Origin of the sequence: Anoxybacteroides rupiense, assembly GCF_014196195.1 — a bacterium.
GTDB lineage: Bacteria > Bacillota > Bacilli > Bacillales > Anoxybacillaceae > Anoxybacteroides > Anoxybacteroides rupiense.
Genome location: NZ_JACIDF010000001.1, coordinates 575,774 through 593,626 on the forward strand (window position 1 = coordinate 575,774; position 17,853 = coordinate 593,626).

Sequence of the window (17,853 nt, forward strand, 5' to 3'; positions counted from 1 at the left end):
TCACCCCACCATTCCCATTAAGTATACAACGGTAAAAATAAACACCCAGACAACGTCAATGAAGTGCCAATATAAACTTGCTACATAAAATTTTGGCGCATTGTACAAGTTTAAGCCTCTTTTCGCATTACGGATCATCAATGTTGAAATCCACAATAATCCGAATGCAACGTGGCCACCGTGTGTACCGACTAGCGTGTAGAATGCAGAAGCAAAAGCGCTTTTCGTAAACACATGTCCTTCATGAACATATTCATTAAATTCGTAAATTTCAAGCCCTAGGAAGCCGGCACCTAAGAGCAATGTAATTCCAAACCAAAGCTGCATTTTTTTAAAATCGAAATTTTTCATATGGTAGATCGCGTACACGCTCGTTAAGCTGCTTGTTAATAAAAGCATGGTAGCAACGAATACAAGCGGCATTTTAAACAATTCATCAGCAGATGGACCGCCAGCTGTTTTATCTCTTAGCGCCAAATAAGTGGCAAAGAGGGAGGCGAAGAGAACAGTCTCCCCCCCTAAGAATAGCCAAAAACCTAAAAATTTATTTTTCCCTTCAAGGGTGGCTTTTTCAGGCGATGCAGGAAACGTTTCTGCAGTCAATTTTTCTTCAACATGCATTATGCCTTAACCCCCTTTTCCGTTTCAAGGACTTCTTCCTTATGAATATGGAAGCCATGATCATCGACAACTGAACGTAAGAACATACAAATAAAGGTAATTAACAAGCCGCCTATTCCAACAAATAGGCTCCATGAATATTTTGCATGGTACATAAAACCAAATGCCGCAATAAATAAGCCAAGCGAGATCACAAATGGCAAAATTGAAGAATTCGGCATATGAATATCGCCTAAAGGTTCTGCTGGCGTTAAGCCTTTTTTGCCTTCCATTTTTTCAATCCATAACGCATCTAAACCACGCACAAGTGGCGTTTGAGCAAAGTTATACTCTGGAGGCGGAGAAGCAACAGCCCATTCAAGGGTACGTCCATCTCCCCATGGATCTGCAGACACTTTTTCACCTTTCACAGATGTAATGACCACATTGATCAAAAGAATGATCGTTGCTGCGGCCATGAAAAAGGCTCCAACAGTACTAATAAAGTTCCCTGTTTCTAAGCCCTGCCCCGGTAAATATGTAAAGATACGTCGAGGCATCCCCATCAGTCCTAAGAAGTGCTGGATAAAGAATGTTAAATGGAAACCGATAAAGAATAACCAGAATGTAATTTTTCCAAGCGTTTCATTTAACATTTTTCCAAACATTTTTGGCCACCAATAATGAGCACCAGCCAACAAGGCAAAGACAACCCCGCCGACAATGACATAATGGAAGTGGGCAACAACGAAATAGCTATCATGGTATTGATAGTCTGCCGCAGCTGCCGCGTTCATAACCCCTGTTACTCCTCCCATGACGAAAGACGGGATGAAGGCTACAGCGTACATCATCGGTGTCGTAAACTTGATGCTTCCGCCCCACATTGTAAATAGCCAGTTGAAAATTTTAATACCTGTTGGAACGGCAATGGCCATCGTTGCCACAGCAAAAATAGCATTAGCAATTGGTCCTAAACCGGTTGTAAACATATGGTGTGCCCATACCATGAAGCCTAAAAACCCGATGAGCACCGTTGCAAATACCATTGAAGAATATCCGAATAAGCGTTTGCGTGAAAATGTCGCAAAAATTTCCGAGAAAATACCGAATGCTGGAAGCACGAGAATATATACTTCTGGGTGACCGAAAATCCAGAATAAATGCTCCCAAATAATCGTATTTCCTCCAGCCGCCGCATTGAAGAAATTACCCCCAAACAAGCGATCCATCATCATTAAAACAAGACCAACTGTTAGTGGAGGAAACGCAAATAAGATGAGTGCAGATGTTACAAATGTCGCCCACGTAAACATCGGCATACGCATATATGTCATTCCAGGCGCTCTCATATTGATAATGGTAACAAGGAAGTTAATACCGCCTATCAAAGTTCCAATACCGGAAATCTGTAATCCAAGCACATAAAAATCAATACCGTGCCCTGGTGATTCAAGTGATAAGGATGCATATGAAGTCCATCCAGCATCAGGCGCTCCGCCTAAAAACCACGAACAGTTGAGGAACACGCCTCCAAAAAAGAACAACCAAAAGCCTAATGCATTTAAAAATGGGAATGCCACGTCACGAGCGCCAATTTGAATCGGCACAACCGCATTCATCATAGCGAACACAAGCGGCATGGCTGCCAAGAAAATCATCGTTGTACCATGCATCGTTAACACTTCGTTATACAAACCGCCAACTAAAAAATCATTGTTCGGCTTAGCAAGCTGAATCCGAATAAATAATGCTTCAAGACCACCTACAAGAAAGAAAAGACCACCGGCAATTAAATAAAGGATGGCGATTTTCTTATGGTCGACCGTTGTAAGGTAGTCCCATATTAGGCTCTTTTTGCGAGCTACTGTACTCACGATTTAACCTCCCTTATCGATATAGATCCCCTTTATGTTACTCCACTTTTAAGCTCATTAAATATTTGGTTAGAGCATCAATCTGTGCGTCTGTTAATTTTCCATATGTACCCGTCATTTTGTTGCCAGGCTTCACACTGTCCGGGTCTTTTAACCATTTCTTTAAGTTCTCTTCATCATGCTTTAAGATACCAGCAATGCGTTCGCGATCGCCGAAATTGGCCAAGTTTGGCGCTGTACGTGCCTGTTCTGGACGCTTGTCAGCAGGAGTAACAGCATGACAGCCAATACAGCTCTTATTAAAGATTTCTTCGCCTTCTTTTGCGACTGCGTCTGTTGCAGCTGGTTTGGCATTTTTCATTTTTTCTACCCATTGGTCAAACTCTTTTCGAGGAAGTGGTTTCACCTTAAAATCCATTAAAGCATGTGATGGACCGCAAAGCTCGGCACACTTTCCATAGAAAACCCCTTTAGCCTTGTCTGCAGCTTTCTGATCAAACTCCAACCAAAATTGGTTGTTGTTCTCCACGTTTGTATCCAATTTTCCGCCCACGGCAGGAATCCAGAACGAGTGCTTCACATCAGAAGACTTGAGATTAAAGTATACACGTTCATCAGTCGGAACGACTAAATCTTGGCTTGTGATAATCCCATAATCAGGATATTCGAATTCCCACCAATAAAGATTGGCGCGCACATTGACGACGACAGTATTCTTATCGCGTTTTTCTTTGTTCATCGGCTTTACATCAGAAAGCTTAAATGTCGCCGAAACTGTCGGTACCGCCAAAATAATTAACAAGAGAATCGGAATAACAGTCCAAATAATTTCAAGCTTATGACTTCCTTCTACTTGCTTAGGAATCTTATTCTCTTCACCTTTACGTCGTCTGAAGCGAATCACAACGTAGATGAAGATAATCGTTACAACAACAATAACAAGCACCATAATGGCTGTGCTAAGCAGCATGAGCGAATACTGCATGTCTGCTACTTCGCCGGCTGGCTGAAGCGCTGATAAAAACGGCTTGCCGCAGCCGGCTAACAGAAGCGCCATTACACTAAAAAGAGAAAATAAGCGCCAATTGAGTAGCCATTTCTTCATAGCCTAATCAAACCCCTCTTTCAATATTAGATAAAGTATATGAATTCTTTCTCTAAATAAAAGTAGAAAGAATTATAAACTTGTGTTAGTCGATTGCGCAAATAACCATCGCTACAAATAAGATAGTTAAATAGTTCAAAGAATAAACAAACATCCATTTTGCCCATTTCAAATCATCTTTCATTTTAAATCCATAAAGTCCTAACGCTAGCCATCCTACATTTAGCAATGTAGCAATGATAAGAAATGGAATTCCTAATGAAAACAAATAAAATGGAAGCGGCAGCAAGCAAGCAACCCAAATCACAATTTGGCGCTTGGTCATCGCAAAGCCATGAACAACAGGTAGCATGGGAATGCCTGCTGCGCGATATTCCTCGCAGCGCTTCATCGCTAAAGCTAAAAAATGTGGCGGTTGCCATAAAAACATCAATAAGAACAGCACAAATGGAACAACATGAAAGTGTGGATCGACAGCTGTCCAGCCAATTAAAGGCGGCACAGCGCCAGAAAAGCTTCCAATCACTGTATTTAAGGTGTTGTTCCTTTTTGACCACATTGTATATAGAAATACATAAGTAGCTACACCAATTAAACCAATTACGGCCGCTGCCAATGTCGTCATTAGCAAACTAAGCGTTCCCACAGATGTCAACAAAACGCCTAGCCATAAAACCCGTTTGGGCTCCATTGTGCCTTTGACAGTCGGTCTTGTCTTTGTCCGCTCCATCAAATGATCGATATCGCGATCAATAAAGTTATTTAAACTGCAAGCTCCTGCAATGACAAGAGCTGAACCAAATAAAGTAAAAAAGACCGTTTGAAGATTTTCTAAAAAACCTTCTCCTGTAAAATAAAACGCTAACCACAGTCCAGTAAATGCTGTAATTAAATTGGAATTCACGATGCCAATTTTGATAACCGAAAGGAAATCCTTCCAAACAGTAGTGACCTTTATCTCCTCTACCTCTTCACGAACTTGAGTGGCCGCTTCATTTGCCATTATTAATTCCTCCTTACGTTCCCCGTTCCAACTTTAGAAGCGCAGGCAACATGAATACGTTTTCAAGCATTATGCAATATCTTAAATATCTTAACGTATTTTAACACATTTTTCACTGTTAATCATTTCTTTATATATTAAATCACATTTTTTTAGCGAATTGTGAATTTTTTTTGAATAATTTGTGTCAAATTTTTGAATGTCATGTCACTTTTTACATCCATCCATTATTATTTCTAACAGACTCACGATAAACATTCAATATTTTTTGCATTCGCTGTTCAATAAGCATTCATTTGTGTTTCGATGCGGCTATGGTGTACAATAGTGTTGCCTGTCGAGATTGCTCTTACTTATCTGCTTTGTGTAGATAAGCATATGCTTTACTAGATTATTGACAAAATCAATATTTTCTAATACAAGTGGGTGAAGAATTTTGCAACGCACTTTAAAATGGTTTGCTACAACAACAACGATTGCCATGCTATTTGTATTAATCGGGGGGGCATTAGTTACAAAAACAGAATCCGGAATGGGCTGCGGGCGTTCCTGGCCCCTTTGCAACGGCCAACTCATTCCATCGACGATTACCCCAGAACTGGTAATTGAGCTCAGTCACCGACTAGTATCTGGCCTTGCCGGGGTGATGGTGCTCGTTCTCTCGGTTTGGACTTGGCGAACAATCGGCCACATTCGTGAAACAAAATTTTTGGCGAGCGTTTCTTTTATCTTTCTTGTTCTTCAAGGACTCATCGGCGCAGCGGCGGTCGTATGGGGACAATCCGCTGCTGTCCTTGCCCTTCATTTCGGTATCTCGCTTATTTCGTTCGCCTCTGTTTTTCTACTTACGCTGCTTATTTTTGAGGTCGATAAGAAGTTTGACGCCGATTCCTTGATCATTGATCGCAAAATGAAGGTTCATATTTATGGCATTATCGCTTACTGCTATATTGTGGTTTATACAGGAGCGCTTGTACGTCATAAACAAGCAAGTTTAGCTTGTCCCAGCTGGCCGCTTTGCGCCAAAACGCGTCCGTTTCCTGTCCAGCTTCACGAATGGATTCAAATGGGACACCGTCTTGCCGCTGGCTTGATTATTATTTGGATTTTGTTCGCTACGATTCGTGCGATTAGATACCACAAACATCAACGTGTGATTTACTGGGGATGGATCGCATCTCTCGTTCTTGTCCTGTTGCAAATGATCACCGGTGCACTGATTATTTTTACACAATTAAATTTATACATTGCGCTCGCTCACGGATTTTTCATTTCCTGCTTATTCGGTGTCCTTAGCTATTTATTGCTTCTGGCAACAAGAAGCAAACGAAACGAACAACAGCTATCCTTGCATAAGCAATCTGTCATTGGCATAAAAAAAACAGGCGCTAGAACCTCCTAGCGCCTGTTTTTTTATTTAGTTAATTCAATTAATAAATCTCCTGCCTGAATCGCATCTCCATTTTTTACATAAATATCTTTCACTGTTCCTGAGAATGGTGCTTGTACAGTTGTTTCCATTTTCATTGCCTCTGTTATCATTAAATGATCGCCTTTATTCACCTTTTCTCCTTGCTCCACAAGCACTTTTACAACCGTACCAGGCATTGTCGCTGCAATATGGTTTGGATTGCTTTTATCTGCTTTAATCCGTTCCGCAACGGCAGCTTTAATACTCTCATCGCGTATGACAACCTCGCGCGGCTGACCGTTTAATTCGAAATAAACGATGCGTGTTCCATCCGCCTGCGGCTGTCCGATCGATACAAGCTTCACAATGAGCGTTTTCCCTTTCTCAATTTCTACTTCAATTTCTTCGCCAAGTCTCATCCCGTAAAGGAAGGTTGGCGTATCAAGAACGGAAATATCGCCAAATTTATCAACCGTCTGTGTATACTCTACGAACACTTTTGGATAAAGTGCATAAGCAATCGCATCAAAATCAGTCACTTGTCTTCCCAACATATGGAATAGCTCTTGCTTCATTTTTTCAAAATCCACTGGTTCAAGCAATTCGCCCGGTCTGACAGTAATCGGTTCGCGCCCTTTTAAAATAATGCGTTGTAGCTCCTTTGGAAAGCCGCCTGGCATTTGTCCCAAATATCCTTCAAATAGTTCAACGACAGAATCAGGAAAATCGAGCACTTCTCCGCGCTCGTAAATATCTTTTTCCGTCAAATGGTTTTGCACCATATAAAGCGCCATATCTCCTACCACTTTAGAAGAAGGGGTCACTTTCACGATATCGCCAAACAGATCGTTTACACGACGGTACATCTCTTTTACTTCATCCCAACGATCACCAAGTCCCACCGCTTTCGCTTGCTGCTGCAGATTGCTATATTGACCGCCAGGCATTTCATGTCTGTATACTTCTGTATGTGGAGCGTTCATGCCGCTTTCAAACTCTTGATAAAAGCTGCGCACATCCTCCCAGTAGCGGGATAAGTGCTCCAAGCCTTCAATGTTAACCTCTGGAGCGCGCTCTGTTCCTTCTAGCGCATAATATAGCGTATTCGCGCTCGGCTGCGATGTTAATCCTGCCATTGAGCTAACGGCTACATCGACGATATCAACTCCTGCCTCGATGGCTCTCGCATACATATAAATGCCATTGCCGCTCGTATCATGTGTATGAAGATGGATCGGAATATGAACCGTTTCTTTTAAAGCGGAAATGAGGGCATAAGCAGCTTGCGGTTTTAAAAGCCCCGCCATATCTTTAATCGCCAAAATATGAGCTCCTGCCTGTTCAAGTTCTTTTGCTAGCTCTTTATAATACCCAAGACTATATTTTGGTCGATTCGGATCAAAAATATCTCCGGTATAACAAATGGCAGCCTCAGCGATTTTCCCTGTTTGTCTAACGGCATCAATCGCCACAGTCATTCCTTTGACCCAGTTTAAGCTGTCGAAAATGCGAAAAACATCAATTCCTGCTTGTGCTGATTTTTCAACAAACTCGCGAATGACATTATCCGGATAGTTTTTATAGCCAACTGCATTCGCTGAGCGCAACAGCATTTGAAACAATATGTTCGGAATTCGCTCGCGCAGCTTTAATAGGCGATCCCAAGGATCCTCTTTTAAGAAGCGGTAGGCAACATCAAACGTTGCTCCTCCCCACATTTCAAGCGAAAATAAATTAGGCAATAGATGCGCAGTCGGTTCAGCAATATGGAGTAAATCCGTAGTCCGCACGCGCGTAGCAAGCAACGATTGATGAGCGTCACGGAATGTCGTATCTGTGAGCAGCACTTGATTTTGCTCTTTAATCCAACTGACAAGTCCCTCTGCGCCTCTCTCATCTAAAATTTGCTTTGTGCCATGAGCAAGCGGCTGTAACGGATCAATTTTTGGAATTCGTGGCTTTTCAAAAACCGGTTTCTTTTTCTTTCCAATTCCAGGAAAACCATTCACCGTTACATTTCCGATATAGGTGAGCATTTTGGTTCCCCTGTCTTTTCTTTTTGGGAAGACAAAAAGCTCTGGCGTCGTATCAATAAACGATGTATCGTACTCTCCAGATAAAAACTTTGGATGTTGTACAACGTTTTCCAAGAAAGGGATATTGGTTTTTATTCCGCGAATGCGGAATTCGCGCAAGTTGCGCAACATCTTTCTGGCTGCTTGCTCGAAAGTCAGCGCCCATGTTGATAATTTCACAAGCAAAGAGTCATAATACGGCGTAATGACTGCGCCTTGGAACCCGTTTCCGGCATCCAACCGCACGCCAAAGCCACCGCCTGAACGGTAGGCCATAATTTTTCCCGTATCAGGCATGAAGTTGTTTAGTGGATCCTCCGTCGTCACCCGTGATTGAATCGCATAGCCGTTAATTTGAATATCCTCTTGCTGAGGGATACCGATTTGTTCACTGTGCAATGAATGGCCTTCCGCAATTAAAATTTGCGACTGGACAATATCGACTCCCGTAATCATCTCCGTAATCGTGTGCTCTACCTGAACACGCGGATTTACTTCGATAAAATAAAATTGGTCTCCTGCAACAAGAAATTCGACTGTTCCCGCATTGACATACGCAACATTTTTCATTAGTTTGACCGCCGCTTCACAAATACGTTGGCGAAGCTCGGCCGATAACGAGACGCTCGGAGCGATTTCAACAACCTTTTGATGACGGCGCTGTACCGAACAATCCCTGTCATACAGATGCACAATATTTCCATCGTAGTCCCCTAAAATTTGGACTTCGATATGCTTCGGATTTTCAATTAGCTTCTCAACATATACCTCATCGCTACCAAATGCTGCTTTTGCTTCTGATTTTGCACGTTCATAAGCTTCTTTCACCTCTGCTTTTGAACGCACAATCCGCATGCCGCGGCCGCCTCCGCCCAAAGCAGCTTTAATAATGATTGGGTAGCCATGCTGCTCGCCAAAGCGAACCACTTCTTCCAAGCTATGTACGGGACCATCGCTTCCAGGAATGACCGGAATACCGGCTAATTCTGCTTGACGGCGGGCTTTTACTTTATCACCGAACATATCTAAATGTTCTTCATTCGGTCCAATAAAAACGATTCCTTCCTCTTTGCATCGTTTGGCAAACTGAATGTTTTCCGAAAGGAATCCGTATCCCGGATGAATCGCATCGACATTATGTGCCTTCGCAATTTCAATAATTCCTTCGATATCCAAATAGGCTTCGATCGGCTTTTTGCCTTCTCCAACTAAATAGGCCTCATCTGCTTTATAGCGGTGATAAGAGCCGGCATCCTCTTTTGAGTAAATCGCAACGGTTCGAATGCCTAGCTCATTGCAGGCGCGAAAAACACGAATCGCGATTTCGCCGCGGTTTGCTACTAATACTTTCTGAATTCGACGTGTACTCATTTTTTTGTTCCTCTCCTCCTTTCTAATAAAACTATAACGGTTTTGCAAATTTGTAAATATGCTTTCTAAAAAGTCAGACCTCTTTTTAACGGTTTTTTTGCATGATCAACGTGTTGTTCTTTATGTTTATACTTCGCTTCATATTTAACAAACATCGAAATATTGACCATAATCCCAAGCGATGTCATAAAAAGAATGAGCGCAGACCCTCCGTAGCTTACTAAAGGCAAAGGGACACCTGTGATCGGAATCAAACCTGTTACACCTCCAACATTGATGAACGTTTGAATTCCAATCATCGAAGAAATACCAATAGCAAGCAAGCTGCCAAACGCATCATTGCATTTTCTGGCAATCATGAATCCCTTTAGAACAATAAAAGCTAGCAGCAGCAAAACAAAAGCCACCCCAAATAAACCTAATTCCTCCGCGATCACTGCGATAATAAAATCGGTATGCGACTCAGGCAAATACCCATACTTCTGAATACTTTGCCCTAATCCCAGCCCTTTTAATCCGCCAAGGCCAATCGCCAAATATGAATTCACCAATTGAAATCCCTCATCGTCTGCATACTTAAATGGATTAACAAAGCTATAAAACCGCGACAACCGTTCTGGAGAAAAAATTTCATCCCAAATAAACGGAAGCGAAACAGGAGCGACCACCGCTGCCACCATCATAAAAAACAGCAGCTGCTTCCACAGCAAACGAAAGCTTAAACCCGACGATAAAATCACACAAGAAGCAATCAGCAACACAATCATGGCTGTTCCAAAATCGGGCTGAATGGCAATAAGAAAGCAGATCCATAGTGTATAATAAATTGGAAATAACTGTCCTTTAACCGGTTCCGCCAGCTTTTTTTGCTTATTGGCAAATACTGCTGCCAAATAAATAAGCAAGCTTAACTTGACAAGCTCAGCAGGCTGAATGCTAAAGAATCCGAGTTTAAACCAGCTTGTGGCATTATTGGCAGTATGGCCGAGAAATGCCACAGCAATTAAAAGGATCGGAGAAGCAAAAAAGATCCCTTGAATGACTTTTTTCCCCATCCATACCTTATAAGGAACAAGCATCGTGATTAAAAAACAAATTCCTGAGGCAGCCAACCACATTTTTTGTTTTTGAAAAAAGTAATCGCTTGCCACTCCATAACGTGTAACCGCTGCGACCATACTTGAGCTGTATACCATAACCAATCCAAATATCGCCAGCATCCAAACGGCAATGATCAGCGGATAATCATATGATTTAACAATATTCTTAAAGAGTTGTTTATTCATCTTTCCTCTTCCCTACCAAATGTTATACTATAGTTACTAAGAAACATTCGTAATAAGATTGTGTTTTCCTTCCAAAAACGCAAAAACTCAAACGATTGCCGCAAATTCAACCGTTTGAGTTCATGTTTATCATTATCGTACGCGTTTTTTTGTAGAAGCTTCATGAAGCATTGAAAGCTCCCGTTCCAATGTATCAAGAATCGCTTTTCCATCCTTTGCATCGACCAGCCCCAACCGAATCGCAAAATCAATTTCACGCGATAAACCAAACATTTGCGTGTCAAGTACTTCTTCGTAAAGAGGGCACTGGGGCATTGTCAAGTTATCCATTTGCACTTGAATGAGCTTAACAATCTTATCCGCGTCTGTTTTAAGAAGCGCGTACGCTTTTTCACGATAATTAATCGTATCGTCCGTCACATCGATCCCTCCGTTCTCCCCTAATCCTTCTATAAATCTTAACGTGAATCGAAAAATTTTGCAAGATGAAAGACTTGTCACAAATGATCGGACATGACAAAATATTCATTTATCATTATACTAAAAACAGTACAAGATGAAAGAGGAGAGAGCAGCTATGGATCGTATTATTCCAATTAAAGGTAAGGTTAAGTTTTCCATAACTTTGGATCCCGGTGTATGGATTTTTGATGACCGCAAAGTTGACTTGCATACTTACTTTTCAGGACAGACAGAAAAAGCCGAAAAAGAGGATGAAATTCAAAAAATATCGGCATACTGGGACCGAGAAATTCAAGAAGGCGCATATTTTCCGCCAACCCTAAAAACAGAAAAGAAATTTGTCAAAGAAAAGATCATTACTGGAACATTCGGAATGCCGCTCGCTCCATTTTTAAACAATGCCGAAGTGCTAGATGATGCAACAGAGCTAATGATTGTCACCGACAACGGTGAATTCACAATTCCGCTTCAACAAGCCTACCAACTTGTTCTCGGCTTTTCGAAAGATGGAAAGCCTTTAAAAGAAAATGGGCCTGTCCACGTATATTTCGGAGACGGCTCAAACCAGAACACCCCCATCACTCATGTACGTGAGTTGATCATTCAGTGATACCGGCCATCGCAGCTGTCCGTCAGCAACGGACAGCTGCGATGGTAGACAAAGTCCATTTTGAATTTGTCTACCATCCTTTATCCAGCATAAGGACATAAGTGAATGGATTTTAGATTTGTGTTGATGCCCCAGTAAAAACGAAGGGATATCACTCGCTGCTTCCTAGCTTTTCTGCCGAAGCCGGCAAGCCCTTTATGAACAACGAACGCTTTGCGGGCCATTCCGTTGCCTGCTGGGGTTCCTGTTCGGGAGAAGAGGCAGAAAAAGCTGGGGATTGAACTAGGACAATCAGCAGTTTTTAGTAAAACAATGAATAAGCAGCACTTGTGATTTTATGAAGTATTTATATCATAGTAAATCAGCGGCAAGCTGCGCTAATCCAGAACGTTCCCCTTTGATTAAGCGAACATGACCAGCAATCTTTTGCTCTTTAAATTTTTCCACGACATATGTTAACCCATTGTTGTATTCATCTAAATATGGATGGTCAATTTGCTCTGGATCGCCCATTAAAATAATTTTGCTTTTCTCACCAACGCGCGTAAGGATTGTTTTCACCTCATGCTTTGTTAGATTTTGCGCTTCATCAATAATAATAAACTGCTCAGGCAAGCTGCGGCCGCGTATATACGTGAGTGCTTCCACTTCAATGGAGCTCATGCCGGCTAAAATCGCATCAAGCTCTCCAGGCTTTTTTGTGTTAAATAAATATTCAAGGTTATCAAAAATCGGCTGCATCCACGGCCTCAATTTTTCTTGCTTTTCTCCCGGCAAAAATCCGATATCCTTGCCAACCGGAACAATTGGTCTTGCTACAAGCAGTTTCTTATATGTTCCCAAATCTTCTGTCTGCATCAATCCGGCTGCTAATGCAAGGAGCGTTTTTCCTGTTCCAGCCTTGCCAATAAGAGTGACAAGCGAAACATCCTTGCGCATGAGCAGTTCAAATGCCATCGTTTGCTGAACATTGCGCGGACGAATCCCCCACACATGATCATAATGGAAAAGCAGCTTCTTCACTTTTTTTCCGGAGTGATCAACAATGCCAATAGCCGATGCTGAGCTGCCAAGCGCATCTTTGATAATAATAAACTGGTTTGGATAAAATGGATGGTTGGCGATTTCCGAAAGAACAATTTCGCCCTTTTCATAAAATCGTTTTAAATGGTCCATGCTGATATACAGTTCAAGAAAGCCTGTATAAATGTGATCGATATCAACCACACGATCGCTTAAAAAATCCTCTGCCTGCAATCCAATGGCATCCGCTTTCACGCGAACAAGCGCATCTTTACTTACTAAAATCACTAAACGCCCATTTTCTTTTGTTTGCTCTTCAAGAGATAAATTTTTCGCAACCGCTAAAATACGATTATCATTCGTTTTTTCAACGAAGATTTCTTGCAATTGATGAAAGGAGCGATGATTCAATTCAATACGCAGCACTCCTCCATTATCAAGTAAAATTTTTTCATGCAGCTTTCCATTTTCTCGCAAGCGGTCAATCAGTTTCGATACTTGCCGCGCATTTCTCCCAACCTCATCCATATATCGCTTTTTTGAATCCACTTCTTCTAACACAACAGCAGGAATGACCACTTCATTGTCTTCAAATGAAAAAATGGAGTAAGGATCTTGCAAAAGTACGTTAGTATCAAGTACATATATTTTATTCCCCAAATTTCCACGCCCCCATTTCATTATATTGGTTAAATTTTTTTGGACGGGATTGATGTTATATACTATGAGCCAATGTATAAAGATAGAAGGTGATTCACAAAATAAAGTTAAAAACATTAGAGGTGCTTAAATGATGAATGCTCGCTCTTTTTTCAGCGTTATCCTTCCTTTTTTTGTTCTGATGGGATGCAGCATGAGTAATGACAAACAAGAAATACCCAATCGCTCCTTTGTTCATGTGAAAAATACAACGAATGAAAAGATTGAAAATAAATCCGGTCAGCAAATTGCCCATCATTTAGCCGATTTAGCAGACCGCGTTCCGAATGTGAATGATGCAACAGCTCTCATCGTCGGAAAATATGCGATTGTAGGGATCGATATTAATGATAATATGGATACTTCACGCGTCGGTACAATTAAGTATTCGGTGGCTGAAGCTTTGCAAAAAGATCCTTACGGGGCCAATTCGATTATTATTGCTGATCCCGATTTATATGCACGATTAAAAAATATCGTCCGCCAAGTCGACAATGGACGGCCTGTACAAGCTTTTATGAACGAAATTGCTGCTATTGTAGGTCGGGTAATGCCAGAAATTCCAAGCGATTTATTGCAAACGAAAAATCCTTCACCGACTAATACAAATGACTCCGAGTTAAACAAGCAGGAGGAAAAACAGCTCAATCAGCGTCAGGATAAGCAATCGAACCATTACTTAAACAAATAGAGCCTAGCCGAAATTGGCTAAGCTCTTTTTTATGCATTCCGTAGCGCTGTCATCACTTGATTATCCAACTTGGCAGCAGCCTGCGCATCATAGGTTTTTTCATACTTCGGCTCCACCGAGATTTTTGAGCCATAAAACATAACATCGCGCACTTCCACAATATCCAACTCCACTAACGCAAGCTTCAGAGGCACTCCTTCCATTTTCTCGGCTTTAATGCTCGCTCGGCCGCTGATGGCATAAGTCGATTCATTCGCGATAACATTTACAACAACAAGAGGATTTTTCTGGATATTTTTCACAATCCGTGAACGATTATCAACAGCAAAATAAAGACGCTCTTCGTCCGGCGCGAAAATCCAAGAAATTGAACTCACATTCGGGCCTCCTGTTTCGTGATCGATTGTCGCAAGCGTGACAAATCGTTCCTTTTGCAGTGCTTGAAACAGCGGTTCAATTAGCTTTTTCTCTACTGCATTTGCCATGAAAAATTCCTCCCAAATGTTCATTATGTTTTAATCATACCCATTTTCTCCAAAAAGGAAAAGAGAAATGATATAATGAAAATAAAAGCGCGAAGATAAGCATCGGAATATGGCTTGGATTAAAGCCTCTCTGTTGCGCAACTGCGTTCCCTACCGATGATATGCAAATAAAAGACTGACTTGAACTAACGAGGTGGATGATGAGAGTTAAATGTGTTCTCTGTGAGCAAATGGATACCATTGATGATGAATCCCTGCTTGCCAAACGGCTGCGCAACCGTCCAATTCATACATATATGTGCGAAAAATGCCACGAACGGATTGCGGAAAAAACAAAAGCGCGGCTTGCGACAGGAAAATTCCGCATCTATCGTTCATCAGAATCACATGATGAATGGTAAAAAGCACCGGATGCCGGTGCTTTTTTGTTATTTCGCTAAAACAAAAGTTCATTATCGTCTCTTCCTCGACCGTCAAGAAATGCGGATTCTACTTTATAACTGGGCTATAAATCCAATGCATGCGTTGAAGCAGACTAAAAACACAAGAAGCATGGCTTACGGCGGAAACCGATCTGTATTTCTATAGCAAACAAATGACGGACGATCCGTTTTCTCTGCTCGGATCATATAAAGCGTCAGTTCTCATATATCCTTAGGATAGTTCGTATATTTTTCGGGCTCGCTTTGAATTTGCTCAAGCATCCCTTCAATGAATTCGACCGGAAACCGTGTGGCTTGCTCTTTTCCGCCTTTTTGGTAACTCACAATGTACATTTCTTCTTCTTTTACAAAAGCTACCTTTTCGATTTGAAAGTCAATCTTTAATATATTTTTAAAAAGTTGTGCCGTGTCTTGTGCAGCATGGTCTTCAGGCCGGGCATCCGCCACCACTTGAATCGTCAACCAATTGTACAGGGCATCTTGTAATGATTTCATGATTTTACCGCTCCTACTCACCGGCATTCATTTTTTGCTGCTGCGACTGACGCAAGCGAATCTTATAAATAATCAATACAATGGCCGCTATCACCAGTCCTTCAGCAATCGGCAAAAAGACAGCGAAAAATGTTAAAATTGTACAGCCGAGCGCAAGCAGAACATAAATAATGACGTTTTTTAACAAAGGAAGCTGTTTAGCAAAACCAAGACGATAAACAATAGCCGATAAAATAAAAACCGTGATATAAAGAAGCCACATTCCCCGTTCGGGATTGTCATGCACCTGATATAACGAAGCAAAAAAGGAAAGCCGCTCCATCACATTCATCCTTCTCCCCCCCCCTTTTTTTATCTTGCTTGCTCGGCTGCTTTCTTTTTCTTGGCCAGCTTCTCCCGTTCGTTTTTATCTAAAATTTTCTTCCGTAAACGAATGGATTTTGGCGTTATTTCACAATATTCATCATCATTTAAGTACTCGAGTGCTTCTTCAAGCGTCATCAGCCGCGGTTTTTTCATGGTCACCGTCTGCTCTTTCGTAGATGAACGAATGTTGGTTGCGTGCTTTACTTTGCAGATATTGACGACTAAATCATTCTCGCGCGTATGCTCGCCAACAATCATGCCTTCATACACTTCTGTTCCCGGCTCGACAAAGATCGTTCCCCGATCCTCGACCTGCATAATGCCGTACGATGTCGCTTTACCTGTCTCCATTGAAATCAGGACACCTTGTCTCCGTCCGCCGACCAATCCTTTTTGTACAGGAGCATAATGATCAAATGAGTGATTTAAAATTCCGTATCCTCGAGTTAAGGACATAAATTCGGTTCGATAGCCGATTAAACCGCGAGCCGGAACCATAAAAATCAAACGGACCTGCCCATTTTCGTTATGAATCATATCCGCCATCTCCCCTTTACGCATGCCAAGCGATTCTATAATCGCTCCTGTATATTCCTCAGGGATATCAATTTGTACCCGCTCTATTGGCTCAGACAGCGTTCCATCCATTTCCTTCATAATAACCTCTGGCTTCGATACTTGCAATTCAAAGCCTTCCCGCCTCATATTTTCAATTAAAATGGATAGGTGGAGCTCTCCTCTTCCTGAGACAATCCAAGCGTCAGGAGAATCTGTATTTTCTACTCTCAGACTAACGTCGGTTTCCAATTGCATTCGAAGGCGCTCTTCAATTTTTCGGGCCGTGACGTGCTTTCCTTCTCTTCCGGCAAATGGGCTATTATTGACTAAAAAAGTCATTTGTAATGTCGGCTCATCAATATGCAGTGCCGGCAACGCCTCCTGATGCTCGACAGGGCAGACCGTCTCTCCCACATTAATATCCTCCATCCCTGATACAGCAATAATATCTCCTGCTTCTGCTTCGGTGATTTCTATTCGTTTTAATCCAATAAAACCGAATAGCTTCGTCACCCGAAACGTCTTCACCGTACCATCGAGCTTCATTAAGGCCACTTGCTGCCCCATTTTAATTGAACCGCGAAACACTCGGCCAATTCCGATTCTTCCTACATAATCATTGTAATCAAGCAACGCTACTTGAAACTGCAAAGGCTCGTTCCGATTATCGATAGGAGCTGGTATGTGTTCAATAATGGTTTCAAACAATACCGACATATCCGCTTCCTGCTTGTCCGGATCAAGGCTGGCAGTTCCATTTAAAGCAGAGGCGTACACAACCGGAAAGTCCAGCTGTTCCTCCGATGCGCCAAGTTCAATGAATAAATCAATGACTTCATCAACCACTTCTTCCGGCCGAGCAAATTCACGGTCGATTTTATTGACAACAACAATCGGTGTCAGCTGCTGTTCGAGCGCCTTTTTCAACACAAAGCGAGTCTGTGGCATGCAGCCTTCATATGCATCGACAACAAGCAGAACACCGTCAACCATGCGCATAATCCGTTCGACTTCTCCGCCAAAATCCGCATGTCCCGGGGTGTCCAAAATATTAATACGTGTATCTTTATAATGAATCGCTGTATTTTTAGCCAAAATAGTAATCCCGCGTTCTCTTTCTAAATCATTACGATCCAATGCCCGTTCCTGCACCTGTTCATTTGCGCGGAAGGTTCCTGACTGGCGCAATAGCTGATCCACCAACGTCGTTTTGCCGTGGTCAACATGGGCAATAATAGCAATATTTCGCAAATCTTCTCGCCGTTTCACCTTTTTCACTCCTATGTGTAAATT

The 17,853-nt window shown here is 41.9% G+C and carries 16 protein-coding genes; 4 read left to right on the forward strand and 12 right to left on the reverse strand.

Going from position 1 to position 17,853, the window contains the following annotated elements; genetic code table 11:
* The 4 genes from ctaE to cyoE form a co-directional block, all read right to left on the reverse strand.
* On the reverse strand, positions 1–621 hold the full coding sequence (ctaE, locus tag GGQ95_RS02710) for a cytochrome c oxidase subunit III (RefSeq protein ID WP_066147087.1): 621 nt from the start codon (positions 619–621) through the stop codon (positions 1–3).
* Positions 621–2,477, reverse strand: a complete 1,857-nt coding sequence (gene ctaD, locus GGQ95_RS02715; protein ID WP_066147085.1) for a cytochrome c oxidase subunit I — start codon at positions 2,475–2,477, stop codon at positions 621–623. The genes ctaE and ctaD overlap by 1 nt, the downstream gene beginning before the upstream one ends.
* Before the next feature lie 37 nt (positions 2,478–2,514).
* Complete coding sequence (gene coxB, locus GGQ95_RS02720; protein WP_066147082.1) at positions 2,515–3,582, reverse strand: cytochrome c oxidase subunit II; 1,068 nt, start codon at positions 3,580–3,582, stop codon at positions 2,515–2,517.
* Positions 3,583–3,667: 85 nt separating this feature from the next.
* Positions 3,668–4,585, reverse strand: a complete 918-nt coding sequence (gene cyoE / locus GGQ95_RS02725; protein WP_159719569.1) for a heme o synthase — start codon at positions 4,583–4,585, stop codon at positions 3,668–3,670.
* Positions 4,586–5,021: 436 nt separating this feature from the next.
* On the opposite strand from cyoE, the gene GGQ95_RS02730 reads away from it, so the two are divergent.
* Positions 5,022–5,987, forward strand: coding sequence for a COX15/CtaA family protein (locus GGQ95_RS02730; RefSeq protein ID WP_156450496.1), 966 nt, complete (start codon positions 5,022–5,024; stop codon positions 5,985–5,987).
* Positions 5,988–5,998: 11 nt separating this feature from the next.
* Here GGQ95_RS02730 and pyc read toward each other — a convergent pair whose 3' ends face one another.
* The 3 genes from pyc to GGQ95_RS02745 all read right to left on the reverse strand — a co-directional run bounded on the left by pyc (position 5,999) and on the right by GGQ95_RS02745 (position 11,148).
* Entirely contained in the window at positions 5,999–9,442 is a 3,444-nt protein-coding gene (pyc, locus tag GGQ95_RS02735) for a pyruvate carboxylase (RefSeq protein WP_183186297.1), read from the reverse strand.
* Between the two features lie 65 nt (positions 9,443–9,507).
* Complete coding sequence (locus GGQ95_RS02740) at positions 9,508–10,728, reverse strand: FtsW/RodA/SpoVE family cell cycle protein (protein WP_066147076.1); 1,221 nt, start codon at positions 10,726–10,728, stop codon at positions 9,508–9,510.
* A 132-nt stretch (positions 10,729–10,860) separates the two neighbouring features.
* A complete protein-coding gene (locus tag GGQ95_RS02745; protein ID WP_044746631.1) occupies positions 10,861–11,148 on the reverse strand; it encodes an Fpa/YlaN family protein in 288 nt (95 codons plus the stop codon).
* A gap of 157 nt (positions 11,149–11,305) precedes the next feature.
* On the opposite strand from GGQ95_RS02745, the gene GGQ95_RS02750 reads away from it, so the two are divergent.
* Positions 11,306–11,800, forward strand: a complete 495-nt coding sequence (locus GGQ95_RS02750; RefSeq protein ID WP_159719568.1) for a peptidyl-prolyl cis-trans isomerase — start codon at positions 11,306–11,308, stop codon at positions 11,798–11,800.
* A gap of 351 nt (positions 11,801–12,151) precedes the next feature.
* Here GGQ95_RS02750 and GGQ95_RS02755 read toward each other — a convergent pair whose 3' ends face one another.
* The gene (locus GGQ95_RS02755) at positions 12,152–13,483 is read right to left on the reverse strand and encodes a PhoH family protein (RefSeq protein ID WP_139788082.1); all 1,332 of its coding nucleotides are present in this window, start codon (positions 13,481–13,483) and stop codon (positions 12,152–12,154) included.
* A gap of 133 nt (positions 13,484–13,616) precedes the next feature.
* On the opposite strand from GGQ95_RS02755, the gene GGQ95_RS02760 reads away from it, so the two are divergent.
* On the forward strand, positions 13,617–14,213 hold the full coding sequence (locus tag GGQ95_RS02760) for a YhcN/YlaJ family sporulation lipoprotein (RefSeq protein WP_080861011.1): 597 nt from the start codon (positions 13,617–13,619) through the stop codon (positions 14,211–14,213).
* A gap of 29 nt (positions 14,214–14,242) precedes the next feature.
* Here GGQ95_RS02760 and GGQ95_RS02765 read toward each other — a convergent pair whose 3' ends face one another.
* Positions 14,243–14,698, reverse strand: a complete 456-nt coding sequence (locus GGQ95_RS02765; protein WP_044746633.1) for a pyridoxamine 5'-phosphate oxidase family protein — start codon at positions 14,696–14,698, stop codon at positions 14,243–14,245.
* Between the two features lie 200 nt (positions 14,699–14,898).
* Between GGQ95_RS02765 and GGQ95_RS02770 the strand changes: the two genes are divergently transcribed.
* Positions 14,899–15,099, forward strand: coding sequence for a YlaI family protein (locus GGQ95_RS02770; protein WP_183186298.1), 201 nt, complete (start codon positions 14,899–14,901; stop codon positions 15,097–15,099).
* A gap of 243 nt (positions 15,100–15,342) precedes the next feature.
* On the opposite strand, the gene GGQ95_RS02775 is transcribed toward GGQ95_RS02770, so the two are convergent.
* The 3 genes from GGQ95_RS02775 to typA are packed head-to-tail and all read right to left on the reverse strand — an operon-like array spanning position 15,343 to position 17,829.
* On the reverse strand, positions 15,343–15,636 hold the full coding sequence (locus GGQ95_RS02775; RefSeq protein WP_066147070.1) for a hypothetical protein: 294 nt from the start codon (positions 15,634–15,636) through the stop codon (positions 15,343–15,345).
* A 13-nt stretch (positions 15,637–15,649) separates the two neighbouring features.
* A complete protein-coding gene (locus GGQ95_RS02780; RefSeq protein ID WP_066147068.1) occupies positions 15,650–15,967 on the reverse strand; it encodes a YlaH-like family protein in 318 nt (105 codons plus the stop codon).
* A 20-nt stretch (positions 15,968–15,987) separates the two neighbouring features.
* Positions 15,988–17,829 carry a translational GTPase TypA gene (gene typA / locus GGQ95_RS02785; RefSeq protein WP_044746637.1) on the reverse strand — a complete coding sequence of 614 codons (1,842 nt, stop codon included), beginning with the start codon at positions 17,827–17,829 and terminating at the stop codon, positions 15,988–15,990.
* Positions 17,830–17,853: the final 24 nt, after the last annotated feature.

Excerpts from the sequence above, each read along its gene's own strand:
- ctaE (WP_066147087.1), bottom strand. The coding sequence starts at position 621 with ATGCATGTTGAAGAAAAATTGACTGCAGAAACGTTTCCTGCATCGCCT.
- coxB (WP_066147082.1), bottom strand. The coding sequence starts at position 3,582 with ATGAAGAAATGGCTACTCAATTGGCGCTTATTTTCTCTTTTTAGTGTA.
- cyoE (WP_159719569.1), bottom strand. The coding sequence starts at position 4,585 with ATGGCAAATGAAGCGGCCACTCAAGTTCGTGAAGAGGTAGAGGAGATA.
- pyc (WP_183186297.1), bottom strand. The coding sequence starts at position 9,442 with ATGAGTACACGTCGAATTCAGAAAGTATTAGTAGCAAACCGCGGCGAA.
- GGQ95_RS02740 (WP_066147076.1), bottom strand. The coding sequence starts at position 10,728 with ATGAATAAACAACTCTTTAAGAATATTGTTAAATCATATGATTATCCG.
- GGQ95_RS02750 (WP_159719568.1), top strand. The coding sequence starts at position 11,306 with ATGGATCGTATTATTCCAATTAAAGGTAAGGTTAAGTTTTCCATAACT.
- GGQ95_RS02760 (WP_080861011.1), top strand. The coding sequence starts at position 13,617 with ATGAATGCTCGCTCTTTTTTCAGCGTTATCCTTCCTTTTTTTGTTCTG.
- GGQ95_RS02765 (WP_044746633.1), bottom strand. The coding sequence starts at position 14,698 with ATGGCAAATGCAGTAGAGAAAAAGCTAATTGAACCGCTGTTTCAAGCA.
- GGQ95_RS02770 (WP_183186298.1), top strand. The coding sequence starts at position 14,899 with ATGAGAGTTAAATGTGTTCTCTGTGAGCAAATGGATACCATTGATGAT.
- GGQ95_RS02775 (WP_066147070.1), bottom strand. The coding sequence starts at position 15,636 with ATGAAATCATTACAAGATGCCCTGTACAATTGGTTGACGATTCAAGTG.
- GGQ95_RS02780 (WP_066147068.1), bottom strand. The coding sequence starts at position 15,967 with ATGAATGTGATGGAGCGGCTTTCCTTTTTTGCTTCGTTATATCAGGTG.